General features: G+C 71.9%; 13 protein-coding genes. 3 read left to right on the top strand and 10 right to left on the bottom strand.

The window, feature by feature from the left end:
* Positions 1-140: 140 nt before the first annotated feature.
* The 3 genes from SALPAC2_RS0122825 to ftsY all read right to left on the bottom strand — a co-directional run bounded on the left by SALPAC2_RS0122825 (position 141) and on the right by ftsY (position 3,706).
* On the bottom strand, positions 141-1,355 hold the full coding sequence (locus SALPAC2_RS0122825; protein WP_018218940.1) for a right-handed parallel beta-helix repeat-containing protein: 1,215 nt from the start codon (positions 1,353-1,355) through the stop codon (positions 141-143).
* Positions 1,356-1,626: 271 nt separating this feature from the next.
* Positions 1,627-2,493 carry an aminoglycoside phosphotransferase family protein gene (locus SALPAC2_RS0122820; protein ID WP_018218939.1) on the bottom strand — a complete coding sequence of 289 codons (867 nt, stop codon included), beginning with the start codon at positions 2,491-2,493 and terminating at the stop codon, positions 1,627-1,629.
* Positions 2,494-2,503: 10 nt separating this feature from the next.
* Positions 2,504-3,706 carry a signal recognition particle-docking protein FtsY gene (gene ftsY, locus SALPAC2_RS0122815; RefSeq protein WP_018218938.1) on the bottom strand — a complete coding sequence of 401 codons (1,203 nt, stop codon included), beginning with the start codon at positions 3,704-3,706 and terminating at the stop codon, positions 2,504-2,506.
* Between the two features lie 143 nt (positions 3,707-3,849).
* Here ftsY and SALPAC2_RS0122810 point away from each other — a divergent pair, with 143 nt between their 5' ends.
* Positions 3,850-5,682, top strand: a complete 1,833-nt coding sequence (locus tag SALPAC2_RS0122810) for an alkaline phosphatase D family protein (RefSeq protein ID WP_018218937.1) — start codon at positions 3,850-3,852, stop codon at positions 5,680-5,682.
* Positions 5,683-5,755: 73 nt separating this feature from the next.
* Positions 5,756-6,283 (top strand): DinB family protein, encoded by a 528-nt coding sequence (locus tag SALPAC2_RS0122805; RefSeq protein WP_018218936.1) that lies wholly within the window; start codon positions 5,756-5,758, stop codon positions 6,281-6,283.
* Between the two features lie 3 nt (positions 6,284-6,286).
* Here SALPAC2_RS0122805 and SALPAC2_RS0122800 read toward each other — a convergent pair whose 3' ends face one another.
* From SALPAC2_RS0122800 to SALPAC2_RS0122790, 3 genes are all read right to left on the bottom strand, one after another.
* Positions 6,287-6,910 (bottom strand): HAD family hydrolase, encoded by a 624-nt coding sequence (locus SALPAC2_RS0122800; RefSeq protein ID WP_018218935.1) that lies wholly within the window; start codon positions 6,908-6,910, stop codon positions 6,287-6,289.
* Entirely contained in the window at positions 6,907-10,503 is a 3,597-nt protein-coding gene (gene smc, locus SALPAC2_RS0122795) for a chromosome segregation protein SMC (RefSeq protein ID WP_026185043.1), read from the bottom strand. The genes SALPAC2_RS0122800 and smc overlap by 4 nt, the downstream gene beginning before the upstream one ends.
* Before the next feature lie 373 nt (positions 10,504-10,876).
* The gene (locus SALPAC2_RS0122790) at positions 10,877-11,071 is read right to left on the bottom strand and encodes a hypothetical protein (protein WP_012181397.1); all 195 of its coding nucleotides are present in this window, start codon (positions 11,069-11,071) and stop codon (positions 10,877-10,879) included.
* Between the two features lie 356 nt (positions 11,072-11,427).
* Between SALPAC2_RS0122790 and SALPAC2_RS0122785 the strand changes: the two genes are divergently transcribed.
* Positions 11,428-12,867, top strand: a complete 1,440-nt coding sequence (locus SALPAC2_RS0122785) for a CAP domain-containing protein (RefSeq protein WP_018218933.1) — start codon at positions 11,428-11,430, stop codon at positions 12,865-12,867.
* 123 nt (positions 12,868-12,990) lie between these two features.
* On the opposite strand, the gene mutM is transcribed toward SALPAC2_RS0122785, so the two are convergent.
* From mutM to rpmF, 4 genes are all read right to left on the bottom strand, one after another.
* Entirely contained in the window at positions 12,991-13,845 is an 855-nt protein-coding gene (mutM, locus tag SALPAC2_RS0122780; protein ID WP_018218932.1) for a bifunctional DNA-formamidopyrimidine glycosylase/DNA-(apurinic or apyrimidinic site) lyase, read from the bottom strand.
* Entirely contained in the window at positions 13,838-14,596 is a 759-nt protein-coding gene (gene rnc / locus SALPAC2_RS0122775) for a ribonuclease III (RefSeq protein WP_018218931.1), read from the bottom strand. Before rnc ends, mutM begins: the two co-directional genes overlap by 8 nt.
* On the bottom strand, positions 14,593-15,573 hold the full coding sequence (locus SALPAC2_RS0122770; protein ID WP_026185042.1) for a fatty acid synthesis plsX protein: 981 nt from the start codon (positions 15,571-15,573) through the stop codon (positions 14,593-14,595). The genes rnc and SALPAC2_RS0122770 overlap by 4 nt, the downstream gene beginning before the upstream one ends.
* A 114-nt stretch (positions 15,574-15,687) precedes the next feature.
* Complete coding sequence (gene rpmF / locus SALPAC2_RS0122765) at positions 15,688-15,861, bottom strand: 50S ribosomal protein L32 (RefSeq protein WP_012181392.1); 174 nt, start codon at positions 15,859-15,861, stop codon at positions 15,688-15,690.
* Positions 15,862-15,863 lie beyond the last annotated feature (2 nt).

The following is a 15,863-nucleotide window of genomic DNA, read 5'->3' as shown; positions in this document are numbered from 1 at the left end:
AGCCGATCGCCGGCCCGGTGCACCCCAGGGCCGGGCTCACGCTGGGCACCTGCCCTGTCGACCCAGCACAACAGCGGCCCCGTTCCCGCCGGAAAACCGGCGGGAACGGGGCCCCTGATAGATCCGACGCCTCCGGTCCGCTACCCGGAGCAGCCGGGTACGTTGACGCAGTTGTTCGGCCGGTTCTTCACCACGATGGTGCCGGTGGCGGTGTTCAGGTTCACCGTTCCACCCATCTCGTTGAAGATACCGCCGCCGTCGGTGACAGCGATGTTCTTGATTACCTTGGAGGTGAACAGGGTGGCCGTACCGGTGGCGGAGTTGAAGATTCCACCACCCTCCTCACCCGCCTGGTTGCCGGCGACCGACGTCCGCCGCAGTACCACCTGCCCGGCGTTGAGGATTCCCCCACCGTCGGTGGCAGCGGTGTTGCCCTCGATCCGGCTGTCCTCGAGGACCGCCACGGGCGGCACCGGAAGCCCCGGCGCGACGAAGAGCCCGCCCGCGGTGAACCCGGTCGCAGTGTTGTTGATGATGCCGACGCGTCGCATCGTGGTCTGACCGAATACCGCGACGCCTCCCGTCTCGCCGGCGGTGTTGTCCGCAATCTTCGAATCGGCGATGTAGCCGATCCCCTCCAGTTGGATGCCTCCGATACTGGTTTCGGCCTGGTTTCCCGTGATGGAGCTGTGTTCAATGCGGATCGCACCGCCAGGGGCACTTCCAATACCAGCCCCGTTGCTGGCCGTGTTCTTGTCCACCCGGGAGGACCTGACCGTGAGTTGACCGGTGGTGTAGACACCACCACCATTCACGGCGGCGATGTTGCGGCTGATGCCGGAGTGTTCGACAACAACCGTTCCACTGTTGGCCACACCGCCACCGTTCTGGTCGGACACGTTGTTCACGACCTCGACGTGCTTCAGGGTGGCGCGGCCGCCAGCGTTCACCAGGAGGCCACCACCGTCACCTCCGGCGGTCTGCCCGCCGGTGACGGTGAGGTGTTTGAGGGTGAGGTCACCACCGACGTCCACGGCGAGAATTCGGAACGGGTCCACCGCGGCGGCGCGTTTGATGATGGTGTGTTTTCCGCCGTTGAGGGTGATTGGGGTGGTGATGGTGGGGAGGCCGGCATCGTCGAGTTCGGCGGTGAGCAGATAGGTGCAATCCTTGGCGAGGTCGAGGACAGCACCGCCGCGGGCGTTGGCGAGGGTGATCGCGGCGATCAGCTTGTCCGCGTCGCAGGGGACGGGGATGCCCGTCGGGTGGTCTCCCTTGGTGGCACCGGGGCGCCCGTCCGCGCCAGCAGCGGAGGCGGCGATGCCAATGGTGGCGGTGAGGGCCAGGCCGGTCACACCGGCGAGGCCGAAGGCCCACCACCGTGATCTCGCCCGACCCCGTCCGGGGCGAGCAGGTGCATGGGTGCGGTGCTGATGGTTCATGTCGTTTCGGTGTCCCTTCCCCCGTCATGGACGAGGAACGCACCGCCCGGGTAGCCCGGTTGGCGTTCCTCGGCTACCAGGCAGGCAGTAGCAGCCACCACCGAGCAAAACCGACATCACGCCCAGATAAACATGAACCCGAAAAAACTCCCCATATGAACTAGCAGCCACTCTCCCGGCACACCTACCCCGGAGCCCGAAGCGCGTCCTCAAGGAGGTGCTGCTCGTAGTCGAGCAGGCGCAGGTCCCGCAGTGGGCGACGGAGGTGCCCACGGTTGACGATCCGCACGAAGGCCGGGTCACCGGCAGCGGCCATCCGCCGGATGCCCGCCACATGGTCGACGATCCGCTTGCGGATGGTACGGACCAGCCGATGCCGGTCGCGCGGAATGAGCCCGTACGCGTCGGCGAAGAGCCGCAGCCGCCGCGGCCGGTCCGGACGCTGCCAGCCGAGGGTGATCGAGTCCCGGTCGGCGAAGACCGGCACCCAGGTCCACGCCGCGTAGGCGACGTCGTAGATGCGGGAGCCCGGCGAGGCAAGATCGAAGTCGATCATTCCGAGGGTGCCGTCCGAGCGCCAGATCACATTGTGCGGTGCGGCGTCGTGGTGGCAGATCACCTCGCTCTCCGGCGACGGCCCGAAGGAACGCCACACCGCCCCTTCCGGCGGGACGAAGCCGTACTGCGCGTCGTGAAACATCCGCAGCATCGTGGCGACCGTCACCAGCGCCTCGTCGGTGACCCAGTGCGGGGCCAGCGGGTACTCCCCGCACTCCCCCTCCAGGTACGACAGCACCTCACGGTTACGCTCATCCATCCCCAGGGCCCGGGGCGCGCCGGTGAAGCCCACGAATTCCAGGTGCCGCAGCAGGGCGTGCACCGACGGGGTCCACGGGCCGGCGTTGCGCCGGACCGTGTCCCCGACCCGGACCACCGTGCTCACATTGCCGCCGTGCAGCGGGATCTCCCGGGCCGTCACATAGGGCCGCCCGAGGCGGGAGGTCGGGCGACGCGGGTCGCGCCAACCGGGGTGGGCGCGATCGTTGGTCATCACCGTGGCGTTACGCGTCCGACCCGGCCTCGGCGCCCAGCAACGCGTCCACGAACTGCGCGGGGTCGAAGGGAGCCAGATCGTCCTTCCCCTCGCCGAGACCGACCAGCTTCACCGGGATGCCCAGCTTGCGCTGCACGGAGATCACGATGCCGCCCTTGGCGGTGCCGTCGAGCTTGGTGAGCGCGACGCCGGTCACGTCCACCGCCTCGGTGAAGACCCGCGCCTGCTCCAGACCGTTCTGGCCGGTGGTGGCGTCGAGGATCAGCAGCGTCTCGTCGATCGGGCCATGCTTCTCCACCACCCGCTTGACCTTGCCCAGCTCGTCCATCAGGCCGACCTTGTTCTGCAGCCGGCCGGCGGTGTCGACCAACACCGTGTCCACCCCGGTCTCGATCCCGCGTTTGACCGCGTCAAAGGCGACGCTGGCCGGATCTGCCCCCTCCGGGCCCCGGACGGTCTCCGCCCCGACCCGGCCGGCCCAGGTCTCCAGCTGGTCCGCGGCGGCGGCGCGGAACGTGTCGGCCGCGCCGAGGATCACACTCCGGCCATCCGCCACCAGCACCCGAGCGACCTTGCCACAGGTGGTGGTCTTCCCGGCCCCGTTGACCCCCACCACCAACAGCACCGCCGGCACGCCGTCCTTCGGCGCCGTGTGCAGGGCCCGGTCCAGCTCCGGGTCGAGGGCGTTGACCAGCTCGGCGGCGAGCAGCGCACGCAGCTCGGCGACGGTGCGGGTGCCGAGCACCCGGGTCCGCTCGCGGAGCCGGTCCACGATCTCCCGGGTGGAGTCGATGCCGACGTCCGCGGTGATCAGGCTGTCCTCGATCTCCTCCCAGGTCTCCTCGTCGAGGCGATCCCGGCTGAGCAGGCCCAACAGCCCCTTGCCGAACACGCTCTGCGAGCGGGACAGCCGGGAGCGAAGCCGAACCAACCGGCCGGCGGTCGGCTCCGGGACCTCAACCGGGACCTCCGGCACCTGCACCGGGGGAGCCGGCGGCGGCTCGACCAGGATCCCGGCGGGCGGCTCCGCCTCGGCCGCCTCGGCCGCCTCGACCGGCGGTCCGGCAAGGTCCTCCTCGGCGCGGGTCTCGACCTCCGTCGTCGGCAACGGGGGCTCCCGACGGCGACGCAGCTTCGGTGCCACCAGCCCGACGGTGCCGAGAATCAGCACGCCGAGCAGGGCAAGTGCGATGAGGAGGTAATCCGTCATGCCCGAAATCCTGTCAGACGCGAGCGACCGCGTCTGCACCACCGCACCCCCACCGGAAACCGGTGGGCAATAGGCTCGTCCGCACCCACTGCTGCGCCCGCCGGCCGGACAGCAGGGACGACACGCTGATCGGGAGGACCACCATGCCCGCCGCAGACCTGCTCGTCGGCCCGCTGCTCCGCCGGGTGGTCGGCACGCAGGCCACCATCTGGGTGGAGACCAGCGCCCCGGCGACCGTCACCGTCCGTACCGCCGACGACGCCACCGGCACCGCACCCACCTTCTCCGCCTACCAGCACCACTACGCCCTGGTCGTGGTCTCCGGGCTGACCCCCGACACCGTCAGCAGCTACGAGGTACTGCTCGACGGGGAGCCCGTCTGGCCACTGCCCGGCCCGTACCGGCCCAGCGTCATCCGTACCCGGGCCGCCGACGACCAAGACCAGCCGGTACGCCTGGTGTTCGGCTCGTGCCGGGAAGCCACCCAGCACGCCACCGACCGCGAACTGCCCCCGGACGCGCTCGACGCGTACGCCCGCGGGCTGGCAGCCACCCCCGACCCGGCGGACCTGCCCGACCTGCTGGTGCTCCTCGGCGACCAGGTGTACGCCGACGAGACCTCACCGACCGTACGACGGCTGCTCCGGCGGCGCCGCCGGCGGCCGGTGGGCGCGCCGGTGGACCAGGTGGTCAGCTTCGACGAGTACACCAAGCTCTACCTGGAGTCGTGGCGCGCCCCGGAGACCCGCTGGCTGCTCTCCACCGTGCCGAGCGTCATGATCTTCGACGATCACGAGATCGTGGATGACTGGAACACCTCCGCCGCCTGGCGCGCCCACGCCCGGGCCCAGCCGTGGTGGGGCGAGCGCATCAGCAGTGGGCTGGCCTCCTACTGGGTCTACCAGCACCTCGGCAACCTCGCCCCGGCGGAGCTCGCGGCCGACCCGCTCTACGCGAAGGTGACCGCGGCCGAGGACGCCACCGACACGCTCCGCGAATTCGGTCACCAGGTCGACCGGGAATCCGGCCTCGCGCCCGACCCCGACCAGTGGCGGGCGGTGCGGTACCGGTGGAGCTTCGCGCTCGATGTCGGCCGGACCCGCTTGGTCATGCTCGACAACCGGTGCGGCCGGGTGCTGGAGCCGGGCCGGCGGGCGATGCTACCGCCGGGCGAGTGGTCCTGGCTGGTCGACCAGGCCCACGGTAGCTACGACCATCTGGTCGTGGGCTCGTCCCTGCCCTGGCTGCTGCCGCCCGCCATCCACCACGTGGAAGCGTGGAACGAGGTGCTCGCCGACTCGCACCGGCACTGGGTGGCCGACGCGGCGGAGAAGCTGCGCCGCGCCGTCGACCTCGAGCACTGGGCGGCGTTCCGGCGCTCCTTCGACGCGCTCGGCGCCCTCTTCGCCCGCATCGGTGGCGGCACACCGGACGGGGCGACCCGGCCTCGCCGTGAGCCGAGTGAGCCGAGTGAGCCAGGTGGGCCGAGTGGGCCGAGTGAGCCGAATGAGCCGGATGGGCCGAGTGAGCCGGGGCAGCCCGGGCCGCCCGGGCCGCCCGGTGAGCCGGGGCAGCCGGCCGAGCGTGCCCCAGGCACCGCGCCGGCGTCGATCAGTGTCCTCAGCGGCGACGTGCACCACTCGTACCTGGCCCGGGCCCGGTTCGCCGATCCCGCGATGGTCACCCCGGTGCACCAGCTCACCTGCTCCCCGCTGCACAACCAGGTGCCGGACGCGATGCGGCTACCGCTGCGGCTGGGCTGGTCACCTGCCCTGGCCATGGCCGCCCGAGCGCTGTACCGCACCGCCGGAACCGGCCGGCCGGCGCTGTGCTGGACGAAGCTGGCCGGCCCGTACTTCGGCAACGCCATCGGCACCCTGCGACACGACGGGCGGACGGCCGAGGTGACGATCGCGGGCACCACTAGCGCGGGTGCGCTGCAGGAGGTGATGCGCCACCAGCTCACCAGCGGCTGACGCGGAAGCCGCGGTCCCAGCTCGGCGGGAAATGCGCTCGCCCCGGACCCGGACCGGACGCGAGGATACGGGCATGACCTGGACAGCACCGCAGATCGACCGCCGGCACGAGCCCTTCCTCGGTACGGAACGTGCCCTGCTCACCGGCTGGCTCGATTACCACCGAGACACGTTGCTACACAAGTGCGCGGGCCTGACCGCCGACCAGCTACGCACCGCGAGCGTCGGACCGTCCCCGCTCTCCCTCCTCGGCCTGGTTCGGCACATGACCTACGTCGAGCGGGCGTGGTTCCGAAAGCGTTTCGCCGGACAGGACCTGCCCGACCCGTTCGACTTCAGCACTGATCCGGACGCGGAGTTCCGGGTGGAGACCGCCGACCCGGAGGCCGGTTTCGCGGCCTTCCGGGCCGAGATCGCGGCCGCCGACGCCGCCGCCGCCGGACGCGACCTCGACGAGGAGTTCACGCTGCGCCGACGGGACGGCAGCAGCGACCAGCTCAGCCTGCGCTGGGTCTACCTCCACATGATCGAGGAGTACGCCCGGCACAATGGCCACGCCGACCTGATCCGGGAACGCCTCGACGGCGTCACCGGAGACTGAACGTCAGCCGGCCGGGGCCAGGGCGGCGCGCAGGTAGCGCAGGTCGCCGGGGCCGCTCCAGCGGTGCGCCGACAGGCCGGCCACCCGCGCCCCCGCGACCACCCGGTCGTTGTCGTCAACGAGCAGCACCCGCGACGGCGAGGTGCGCAGCGCCTCGCAGGCCGCCTCGAAGTACTCCTTCGCCGGCTTGTGCGTGCCGACGACCGACGAGTTGATCACGACATCCAGCTCACCCTCGAGCCCGAGGGCGGCGAGGTCGGCATCGAGTACGTCGGTGGCGTTCGTGGCGAGCCCGACCGGGACCCCGGACGCCCGGACCTCCCGGACAAACGCCAGCACCTGCGGGTCGACCTCGCCCCGGTAGCGCTGCCACTCGTCCACGGCCGCCTGCGCCTGCTGCTCCCCCACCGACGGGGTCAGCGCCGCGACCACGCTGGCCATCCACTCGGCGTGGCTCACCCGGCCGGTCAGTACCGGCTGGAGCAACCCCCAGGACATCGCGATCTCGTCGAGGACACCTTCGGTGAGCCCGTACGCCCGCTCGACGCCGACGGCGACCGCCGGGTCCCAGCGGCGCAGCACCCCGTCGAAGTCCACCAACAACGCCGTCGCTCGTTCCCGACTCACTCGCTATCCTCCTGCCCGCCCCCGGCTCGGTCGAGCCGCTGGCTGATTACCTGGGTAACGCCGTTTCGCATGGTCACGCCGTAGAGCGCGTCCGCGACCTCCATCGTCCGTTTCTGGTGCGTGATGACGATCAGCTGGCTCTTCTCCCGCAGCTGCGTGAGCAGCGTGAGCAGGCGACCCAGGTTCACGTCATCGAGCGCCGCCTCCACCTCGTCCATGATGTAGAAGGGGCTGGGCCGGGCCCGGAAGATCGCCACCAGCATCGCCACCGCGGTCAGCGACCGCTCCCCGCCGGAGAGCAGCGACAACCGTTTGATCTTCTTGCTCGGTGGGCGGGCCTCCACCTCGACGCCGGTGGTGAGCAGGTCGTCCGGTTCGGTGAGGACCAGCCGCCCCGCGCCACCGGGGAAGAGCACGCCGAAGACCTGCTCAAACTCCCGGGCGGTGTCGGCGAAGGCGTCGGCGAAGACCGACAGGATCCGGTCGTCCACATCCTTGACCACGGTCAACAGGTCCCGCCGGGTCGCCTTCAGGTCCTCCAGCTGCTCGGTCAGGAACTTGTAGCGCTCCTCCAGCGCCGCGAACTCCTCCAGCGCGAGGGGATTGACCTTGCCGAGCAGGGTCAGCTCCCGCTCCGCCTTGGCGGCCCGCTTCTCCTGCACCGCCCGCTCGTACCCGACCGGCTCGGGCACGGGCTGGCCGTCCCGTTCGGCGGCGGCGACCTCGGCGTCGGTCGGCGGAACCGGCTGGTCCGGACCGTACTCGGCGATCAGGGTCGCCAGGTCCAGGCCGAAGTCCTCGGCCGCCTTCGCCTCCAGCTGCTCGATCCGCAGCCGTTGCTCGGCGCGGGCGACCTCGTCGCGATGCACCTGGCCGGTCAGCCGCTCCAGCTCCGCCCCGAGGCGCTTGGCGGCGCCGCGCACCTCGGCGAGCTCGGCCTCCCGGGCCGCGCGCTGGCTGGCGACGGCGTCCCGCTGCTGCGCCGCCTGGTCGATGGAGACCTCGAGCCGGGCCAGCGCCGTGTGCGCTGCGGCGGCCACCGCCCCGGCGACCGCGGCGCCCCGGGTACGTACCGCCCGCCGTGCCGCCGCCCGCTCCCGGGCGGCCCGCTCCGCCGTGGCCTGCCGGCGTAGCGAGTCGGCCCGGCCGGCGATCGAGGAGACCCGCTCCTCGGCGGTACGCACCGCCAGCCGTACCTCCATCTCGTTCTGCCGAGATCGGGGGAGGGCCGCGGCGAGCTCGTCGCGCTCCTCGGTGGAGGGTTCGGCGTCCACCGGCGCCTCCTCGGCCAGCCGCAGCCGCTCGGCTAGCTCGGTCAGGCTGGTGAGGTCCCGCTCGCGGGCCTCGACGGCGCGGGAACGGGCCGCACCGAGCCGTTCGGTCTCGGCCTGCGCCGAGCGGGCCGCGGCCCCCAGCTCGGCGAGGCGGCGAGCGGCGGCGTTGCGGTGCCCCTCAGCCTCCCGCTTCGCGGCGGCGGCCTGCTGCACCGCCTCTTTCGCCACCGTCACCTCGGCCCGGGCCTGCACCAGCTGCTCGCGCAGCTGCGCGGCGGTCTCCTCGGCGGCGGCGCGATGGGTCCGCGCCTCCTCCACGGCGGCCTGTACCTCGATGAAGCTCGGCGCCTTGGCCGACCCGCCGGCGGCGGCGTACGCCCCGAGCACGTCCCCCTCGGGGGTCACCGCCCGCAGCTCGGAGTTGTCGCCGATGACCTCGGCGGCGGTGGCGAGGTCGGGGACGAGGACGACGTCCCGCAGTGCCCGGTGTACGGCCGGACGGATCTGCGGGTCGCACTCCACCAGGTCCGGCGCCCACTGGGCCCGGTCCGGCAGCTTGGGGCGCAGCGCGTCGGCCGGGCCGGTCATGCCGGGGCCGGCCGGGCTGCCCACCAGCAGACCAGCGCGACCAGCATCGGAGATTTTCAGTAGCCGGATCGCTTCGGCCGCCTCGTCCACGCCGCTGACCACGACGGCGTCGGCGAGCCCGTCCAACGCAGCCGCGAGCGCGGCCTCGTGCCCGGGCGCGACGGTGAGCAGCCCGGCGAGGCCGCCGAGCAGCCCCGGCACCTCACCCGCGCGAGCCAGCAGGGCACCCGCGCCATCCTTTCGGCGCAGGCCCAGGGCGAGCGCCTCCTCGCGGGCCTTCCAGGTGGCGGCTTCCTTCTCCGCGGATCGCTCGGCGTCGCTGCACGACCGAACCCCCGCCTGTGCCTGCTCCTGGGCGGCGACCGCCTCCGCGTGGCGGGCGTCCAAGCCGGCGTTGTCCCGATCGGCCTCGGTGGACTGCTCCGCCACGGCGTCCAGCTCGGCCTGGGCCCGCTGGGCCCGGGCCAGGGCGTCGGCGTGCGCGGTGCTGAGACGCTCGATCTCCTCGCCGGCGGTGGCCGTACGGGCACGGGCGGAGTTGACCTGCCCCGCCAGCCGGGCCAGCCCCTCCCGCCGGTCGGCGATGGCCTTCGCCGCCGTCACCAGCGCCCGCTCGGCGGCGGCGAGCTGCCGCTCCAGCTCCTGGCGGTGCTCCACCGCCTCGGCCAGCCGGACCTGGTCGTCGGTGAGCGCCGCGCGGAGCTCCTCCTCCTGCTCGCGGACGTGCTCCGCCTCCGCCTCGAGCTGGTCCGGGTCCCGCCCCGGCCGCTCATCGTCCGGCGTGGCGCTCAGGTGACGCCGCCGCTCCCGGGCCAGCTGCTCCATCGACCGGAACCGCTCCTGCAGGGCCGAGAGCCGGTACCAGGTGTCCTGGGCGGCGGCGAGCAGCGGGGCGTCCTCGGCGAGCGCCGCCTCCAGCTCGCCGAGGCGGGCCTGCACCTCGGCATGCTCGGCCTCTGTTCGCTCGCGCCGCTCGCGCAGCGCGGTCTCATCCGCGATCTCCTTCGCCAGGGTGCTGCGTAGGGTGGCGAGGTCGTCGGCGAGCAGTCGGAGCCGGGAGTCCCGCAGGTTCGCCTGGATAACCGCGGCCCGGCGGGCCACCTCGGCCTGCCGGCCGAGTGGCTTGAGCTGGCGGCGCAGTTCGGCGGTGAGGTCGGTGAGCCGGTTGAGGTTGGTCTGCATCGCGTCGAGCTTCCGCAGCGCCTTCTCCTTGCGCTTGCGGTGTTTGAGGACGCCGGCCGCCTCCTCGATGAAGGCGCGCCGGTCTTCCGGCTTGGCATGCAGCATGCCGTCGAGCCGACCCTGCCCGACGATGATGTGCATCTCCCGGCCGATGCCGGAGTCGCTGAGCAGCTCCTGGATGTCGAGCAACCGGCAGGAGTCGCCGTTGATCTCGTACTCGCTCTCGCCGGAGCGGAACATCCGGCGGGTGATCGAAACCTCGGTGTACTCGATGGGCAGCGCGCCGTCGGTGTTGTCGATGGTGAGGGTCACCTCGGCCCGGCCCAGCGGTGCCCGACCGGCGGTGCCGGCGAAGATGACATCTTCCATCTTGCCGCCCCGCAGTGCCTTCGCGCCCTGCTCGCCGAGGACCCAGGCGATGGCGTCGACAACGTTGGACTTGCCGGAGCCGTTCGGACCCACCACGCAGGTGATGCCCGGCTCCAGCTTCAGCGTCGTCGCTGAGGCGAAGGACTTGAAGCCCTTGACCGTCAGGCTCTTGAGATACACCTTCTCGATCCTCGTCCGGTGGCCGCCGTACCGTCGCCCGGCCGCGCGGACCTGGTGAACCCGCAGACTATCCCGCAGTCGACAGCCACCGCGCACGCGACCCGCCTGCGACGCCGCCACCGGGCAGCTCCGATTCAGGTTTCCCGCCCGAGCCGAGCGAGGCGCGGTGACTCGGGTCCTTGATCGATGCCCTACACCGAGTCAGGTGACGGTTCACACAGGTGACGGGAGGCACAGGTAGCGGATACACCCTGAGGGTGGGCGCCGGGTGACGGGGAACACAGAACCGCGCGCCGGCACGGTCGTGTCGGCGCGCTTCTTGCCTGGTGCGATTCGGTTTTCTACGGACTGCGGACCAGTGCGGACCTGGGGATCAGGTCAGCGCGGGCTCAGCGAGACGGAGTAGGTCATCCGCCTCGGCCGCCGCCGCCGCGAGCCGATCGTTTTCGGCACGCAACCGCGTGATCTCGAACTCAAGTGCCTGAACCGTGGCACGCAGTCGGGTGACCTCGTCGAGCAGGCGCCGATCGGGCGCCGCACCTACGTGGCCGTACAGGGCCTTCGCCATGTTGACTCCTTGTAATGCGCTGCCGGAAGAGCCGGCCAACGCGCGCCCAGTTAGTACGCGACTGTCAATCCAGCAAATTCTGGGCATGACCGGGCGCGACTGGCGACACCTACATATTGAGCTGACACCCCCTCCTTCGTCAAGTTGCTACAGGCCGTGACCATCTCCACGTCGACCTGTCCACCTAACGGGGGCTGCCTCTCGGCGCGGACATGCACTGTCCGGACCACCCAACTGTACGCACTACTTCCGCCAACTCCCCACCCCGCGAGTCTGGTTCCCCTTAACTCTTTCTTAGCCACGTTGCCGCAGGCAGCGGCCGCGACGTAGCGTCGCCCCGGCCCGCACCTCAACCCGTGGAGGCGACCGTCGTGTACGGCTGGAACGACCCGAGGAACCCGGACGGTAGTCGTCGGCAACCAGAACCGCCGGCAGACGAACCAACGTGGCCGACGGATCGCCCGGAGCCGCGCTCCGCCTACCTGTTCGGTGACGAGCCGGACAACTCCTCCGGCGGCTGGGAGCAGCCCACCGAACGGTGGAACCGGCCCGCCGGTCAGTGGGAGCAGCCCACTGGCCAGTGGGACCAGCCCGCCGGCCAATGGGACCACTCCCCCGGCCAGTGGGACCAGCCCGCCAACGAGTGGGACCAGCAGCAGCCGACCGCGCGCTGGGGGCCCGACTCCGAACCCAACCGGGGCTGGGGAGCCGCAGAGCACCCGCACTACGGACGCGTCGGTGACCCACACCACGAGCAGCCGAGGCAGGGCTGGGAAGCCACCCCGAGTTGGCAGCACGAAGGGCCCACCCAGAGCTGGCAGCCCGACCAGCCGGGCGACTGGCGCGACCAGCGGTTCGCGGGCCGGCAGGACGAACCCACCGGTAGCTGGCACGGCGCGGCCACCCCCGCCGGAGGGCCCGAACCCACCGGCCAGTGGCCGGCCCCGAAGCCCACCGGCTGGTACGCCGACGAACCGACGAGCAGCATGCCGCCCGTCGCGGAGGCCACCGCACCAACCGGTGACCTGCCGGCCGGCGAGGATCGGCCCGGCCGGCGGAACCGGCGACCGCTACTCATCGGCGGAGCCGCGGCGGCAGCCACACTGGTGGTGAGCCTCGGGGTCGGCGCCGTCGCCCTCTCCGGTGGCGGTACGGCCAGCCCCACCTCGGCCGTCGACGACATCGTGGCGACCAGCCCGACCAAGGACAGTGGGTTCCCCTACGCATCACCGAACTCCGCCAGCCCAAGCGCCACACCGACCACGACGTCGCCCACGCCGTCGCCGTCGGTCTCCCCCAGCCGCAAGCCGAGCCCGACGGCGTCGCGCTCCACCGCCACCTCCCAGCCCGCCCCGACCCGCACCACCGCGCCCCCCAACAGCAGCACCGCCACCACGCCCGCCAACGGCGACGTCAGCGAAGACGCCGCCGAGGTGGTTCGCCTGGCCAATGTTGAGCGCGCGAAGGCCGGCTGCGCGGCGTTGAGCATCGACGACAAGCTGATGACCGCCGCCCAGCGACACAGCCAGGACCAAGCCGACAACAAGAAAATGTCACACGACGGCAGCAACGGCAGTGACCCCGGCGAACGAATCAACGATGCCGGCTACCAGTGGAGCACCTACGGAGAGAATGTCGCCTGGAACCAGCAGTCGCCGGCTGCGGTGATGCAGGCCTGGATGAACAGCGACGGCCACCGGAAGAACATTCTGAACTGCTCCTTCACCGAGATCGGTGTTGGCATCGCGGACAGTAACGGGCCGTACTGGACGCAGGTCTTCGCCGCGCCCCGTTGACCACGGGTCGTCGTCCGACCCCACCTGAGTGCCCGGTTGAGGTACGCCGCTCGGCGTACCTCAACCGGGCGCTTTCGGTTCAGCCGCACGGCCGCCGGGGAAGTAGCCGCGATGGCGCGGCGTTCACGCTGCCGACCCACGCGGCCGCGGCTGGCAGCGCGGGCAGCTGAACGACGACCGGTTCATGAACGCCTCGCGGCGCACCGGCGCACCGCACCGCCGGCACGGCTGGTCCGCCCGCCCGTAAACGTTCAGCGCCCGGTCGAAGTAACCACTCTCGCCGTTGACGTTGACGTACAGGGCGTCGAAGCTCGTTCCGCCCTCCTTGATCGCCTCGCCAAGCACGTCCCGGACGTGCCCGAGCAGGCGCAGGGCGGCCGGACCCGTCAAACCGTCGGCCGGCCGGGCGCCGTGCAGCTGAGCCCGCCAGAGCGCCTCGTCGGCGTAGATGTTGCCCACGCCGGAGAGCAGCGTCTGGTCCAGCAGCGCCCGCTTGATCTCGGAACGGCGGCGGCGTAACGCCGCGACGAAGGTGGCGTCGGAGAACTCCGGGTCCAACGGGTCCCGGGCGATGTGTGCGATCTCCGTGGGTAGTTCCGCGCCCCCGGCGCTGACCGACAACCCGCCGAACGTTCGCTGGTCGACGAAGCGCAACTCGGGTCCGTCATCCGCGAACCGGAACCGGACCCGCAGGTGGGTTTCGTCCGGCGCCCCGGAGGGCTGCAGGAGCAGCTGCCCCGACATACCGAGGTGCCCGACCACCGCATCGCCACTGTCCAGCGGTAGCCACAGGTACTTTCCGCGCCGCCGCACGTCCCGGACCGTCGTCCCGACGAGCACGTCGGCGAAGTGGGCGGCGCCCGCCGGGTGTCGGCGTACCGCACGCGGGTGCAGCACCCGCACCTCGGCGATCCGCCGGCCGATCACCCACTGCGCCAGCCCCTGCCGGACGGTTTCGACCTCCGGCAGCTCAGGCACTGCCGGCCGCCCCGCTGCCGGCGCTGGCCGGTTCCTGCTCCGCCTCCTCGGTCAGCGTCCGCCAGGCCGCTTCGGCGGCCCGCTGCTCGGCTTCCTTCTTGCTCCGCCCCTCCGCGCCGCCGTACCGCCGGCCCGCCACCACCACCCAGGCGGTGAAGGTCTTCAGGTGGTCCGGTCCGGTGCCCTCGATTCGGTACTCCGGGACGCCCAACCCCTGCGCGGCGGTCAGCTCCTGCAGGCTGGTCTTCCAGTCCAACGCCGCGCCCCGCCCGGCCGACTCGGCCATCAGCGGGTCGAAGAGCCGGTGGATGACGCCCGCCACGGTTTCCAGGCCGCTCTCCAGATAGATCGCGCCGAGCAGCGCCTCCAGCGTGTCGGCGAGGATGCTCGCCTTGTCCCGCCCGCCGGTGCTCTCCTCCCCCTTGCCGAGCAGCAGGTACGGGCCGAGGCCGGTGGGTCCCAGGCCGCGGGCCACCTCGGCGAGGGCCCGCATGTTGACCACGCTGGCGCGCAGCTTTGCCAGCTGCCCCTCGGGCAGGTCCGGGTGGTTGTGGAACAACGCGGTCGTGATCACCACGCCGAGCACCGAGTCGCCGAGAAACTCCAGCCGCTCGTTGGTGGGCAGACCGCCGTTCTCGTACGCGTACGAGCGGTGCGTCAACGCCCGCTCCAGCAACTCCGGGTCCAGCGCCACGCCGAACGCCGCCTCCAGGTGTCCGACGGCCGGTCGCCGACGCTTGTCGATGCTCATGATGTGCGTACCTCGGTGTCGGTGATGCGGTCGTTGCGGTCCGTGGGAGCTTCCGTGCCGAGATCGGTGAGAAGCCCACGGACCTGGTCGGTGGCCTCGCGCCGGGCCAGGTGGGCGGCCAGCGCGATACCCGAGGCGATGTCCCCTCCGTGGGCAGCACCATGGCACACCACCACCGTGCCGGCGACGCCGAGCAGGGCAGCGGCCCGGGGAGCCCGGCCGCCAGCCGCTGGGCCACCGGTCAACGCGTACGCGCCCTCGATCGCCTTGAGCAGCACGTTACCGGTGAATCCATCAGTGACCACCACATCGGCGCGCGCGCCGGACGCGACGTCGTACCCCTCGACCAGGCCGACGTAGCGAGCGGCGCACGGCAGCGGCACGGTGGCGAGGGCGGGATCGGCCAAGCGTCGCGCGCGGTCGCCCTTGCCGGGCTCGGTGCCGATCGAGAGCAGCCCGACCCGCGGCGACTCGAGCGCGTGCGTGACCACGGCGTAGGCGGCACCGAGCGCCGCGTGCCGGGCGAGGGTAGCCGGGCGGGGTTCCAACGAGCCGCCGACGTCTAGGAGGACCACCGGGCCGTTCACCCCGGGCAGGGTGGCGGCCAGAGCGGGCTGCCGGACGTGGGGCCAGCGGCCAAGCCCGAGGGCGGCAGCCGTGACGGTGGCACCGGTCGAACCAGCGGAGACGAGCGCGTCGGCGGCGCCGTCCCGGACGGCGTCCACCGCGGCGCCAACAGTGGAGTTGGCTCGGGACGTGGTGGTGTCTCCCCGCTCAGCGGGGTAAGCCTCGATCCGGACACGTTGCGCCGGATCGAGGGTGGCAGTCAGCTCGCCGACGGCCTCGGGCGGGCCGACGAGCAGGACGTGTAGATCGGGGTCGGCGCGGACGGCCCGCAGAACGCCGTCAACCACGACGGCGGGAGCGTCGTCCCCGCCGAGGAGGTCGACGGCGATCCGCACGATGCCCGGCTCCACCGGGACCTCGACCGGAACAGGCCGGCCGGTGGCGGTGGGAGCCGGGGCATCGGGCGAGCGCCGGGGCACACGCGCCGCCCGACCAGAGGTCGGGGGCGTCACTCGTCGTCCAGGTCAGACCTCAAGGACCTGGCGGCCGTTGTAGGTGCCGCAGACGGAGCAGGCGGCGTGCGGCAGCTTGGCGGACTTGCACTGCGGGCAGGCCACGGTCGCAACCGCCGCGGTCTTCCACTGCGCCCGACGGGACCGGGTGTTGCTGCGCGACATCTTGCGCTTGGGGACGGCCACGG

Origin of the sequence: Salinispora vitiensis, assembly GCF_000378825.1 — a bacterium.
Classification (GTDB): Bacteria; Actinomycetota; Actinomycetes; order Mycobacteriales; family Micromonosporaceae; genus Micromonospora; species Micromonospora vitiensis.
The sequence above is the reverse complement of the archived record's forward strand: the minus strand, read 5'-3'. Positions and strand labels throughout refer to the sequence as shown.

Bases quoted from the DNA above. Each gene is read 5' to 3' on its own strand.
- SALPAC2_RS0122820 (WP_018218939.1), bottom strand. From the start codon at position 2,493: ATGACCAACGATCGCGCCCACCCCGGTTGGCGCGACCCGCGTCGCCCG.
- SALPAC2_RS0122805 (WP_018218936.1), top strand. From the start codon at position 5,756: ATGACCTGGACAGCACCGCAGATCGACCGCCGGCACGAGCCCTTCCTC.
- SALPAC2_RS0122810 (WP_018218937.1), top strand. From the start codon at position 3,850: ATGCCCGCCGCAGACCTGCTCGTCGGCCCGCTGCTCCGCCGGGTGGTC.
- SALPAC2_RS0122790 (WP_012181397.1), bottom strand. From the start codon at position 11,071: ATGGCGAAGGCCCTGTACGGCCACGTAGGTGCGGCGCCCGATCGGCGC.
- ftsY (WP_018218938.1), bottom strand. From the start codon at position 3,706: ATGACGGATTACCTCCTCATCGCACTTGCCCTGCTCGGCGTGCTGATT.
- rnc (WP_018218931.1), bottom strand. From the start codon at position 14,596: ATGAGCATCGACAAGCGTCGGCGACCGGCCGTCGGACACCTGGAGGCG.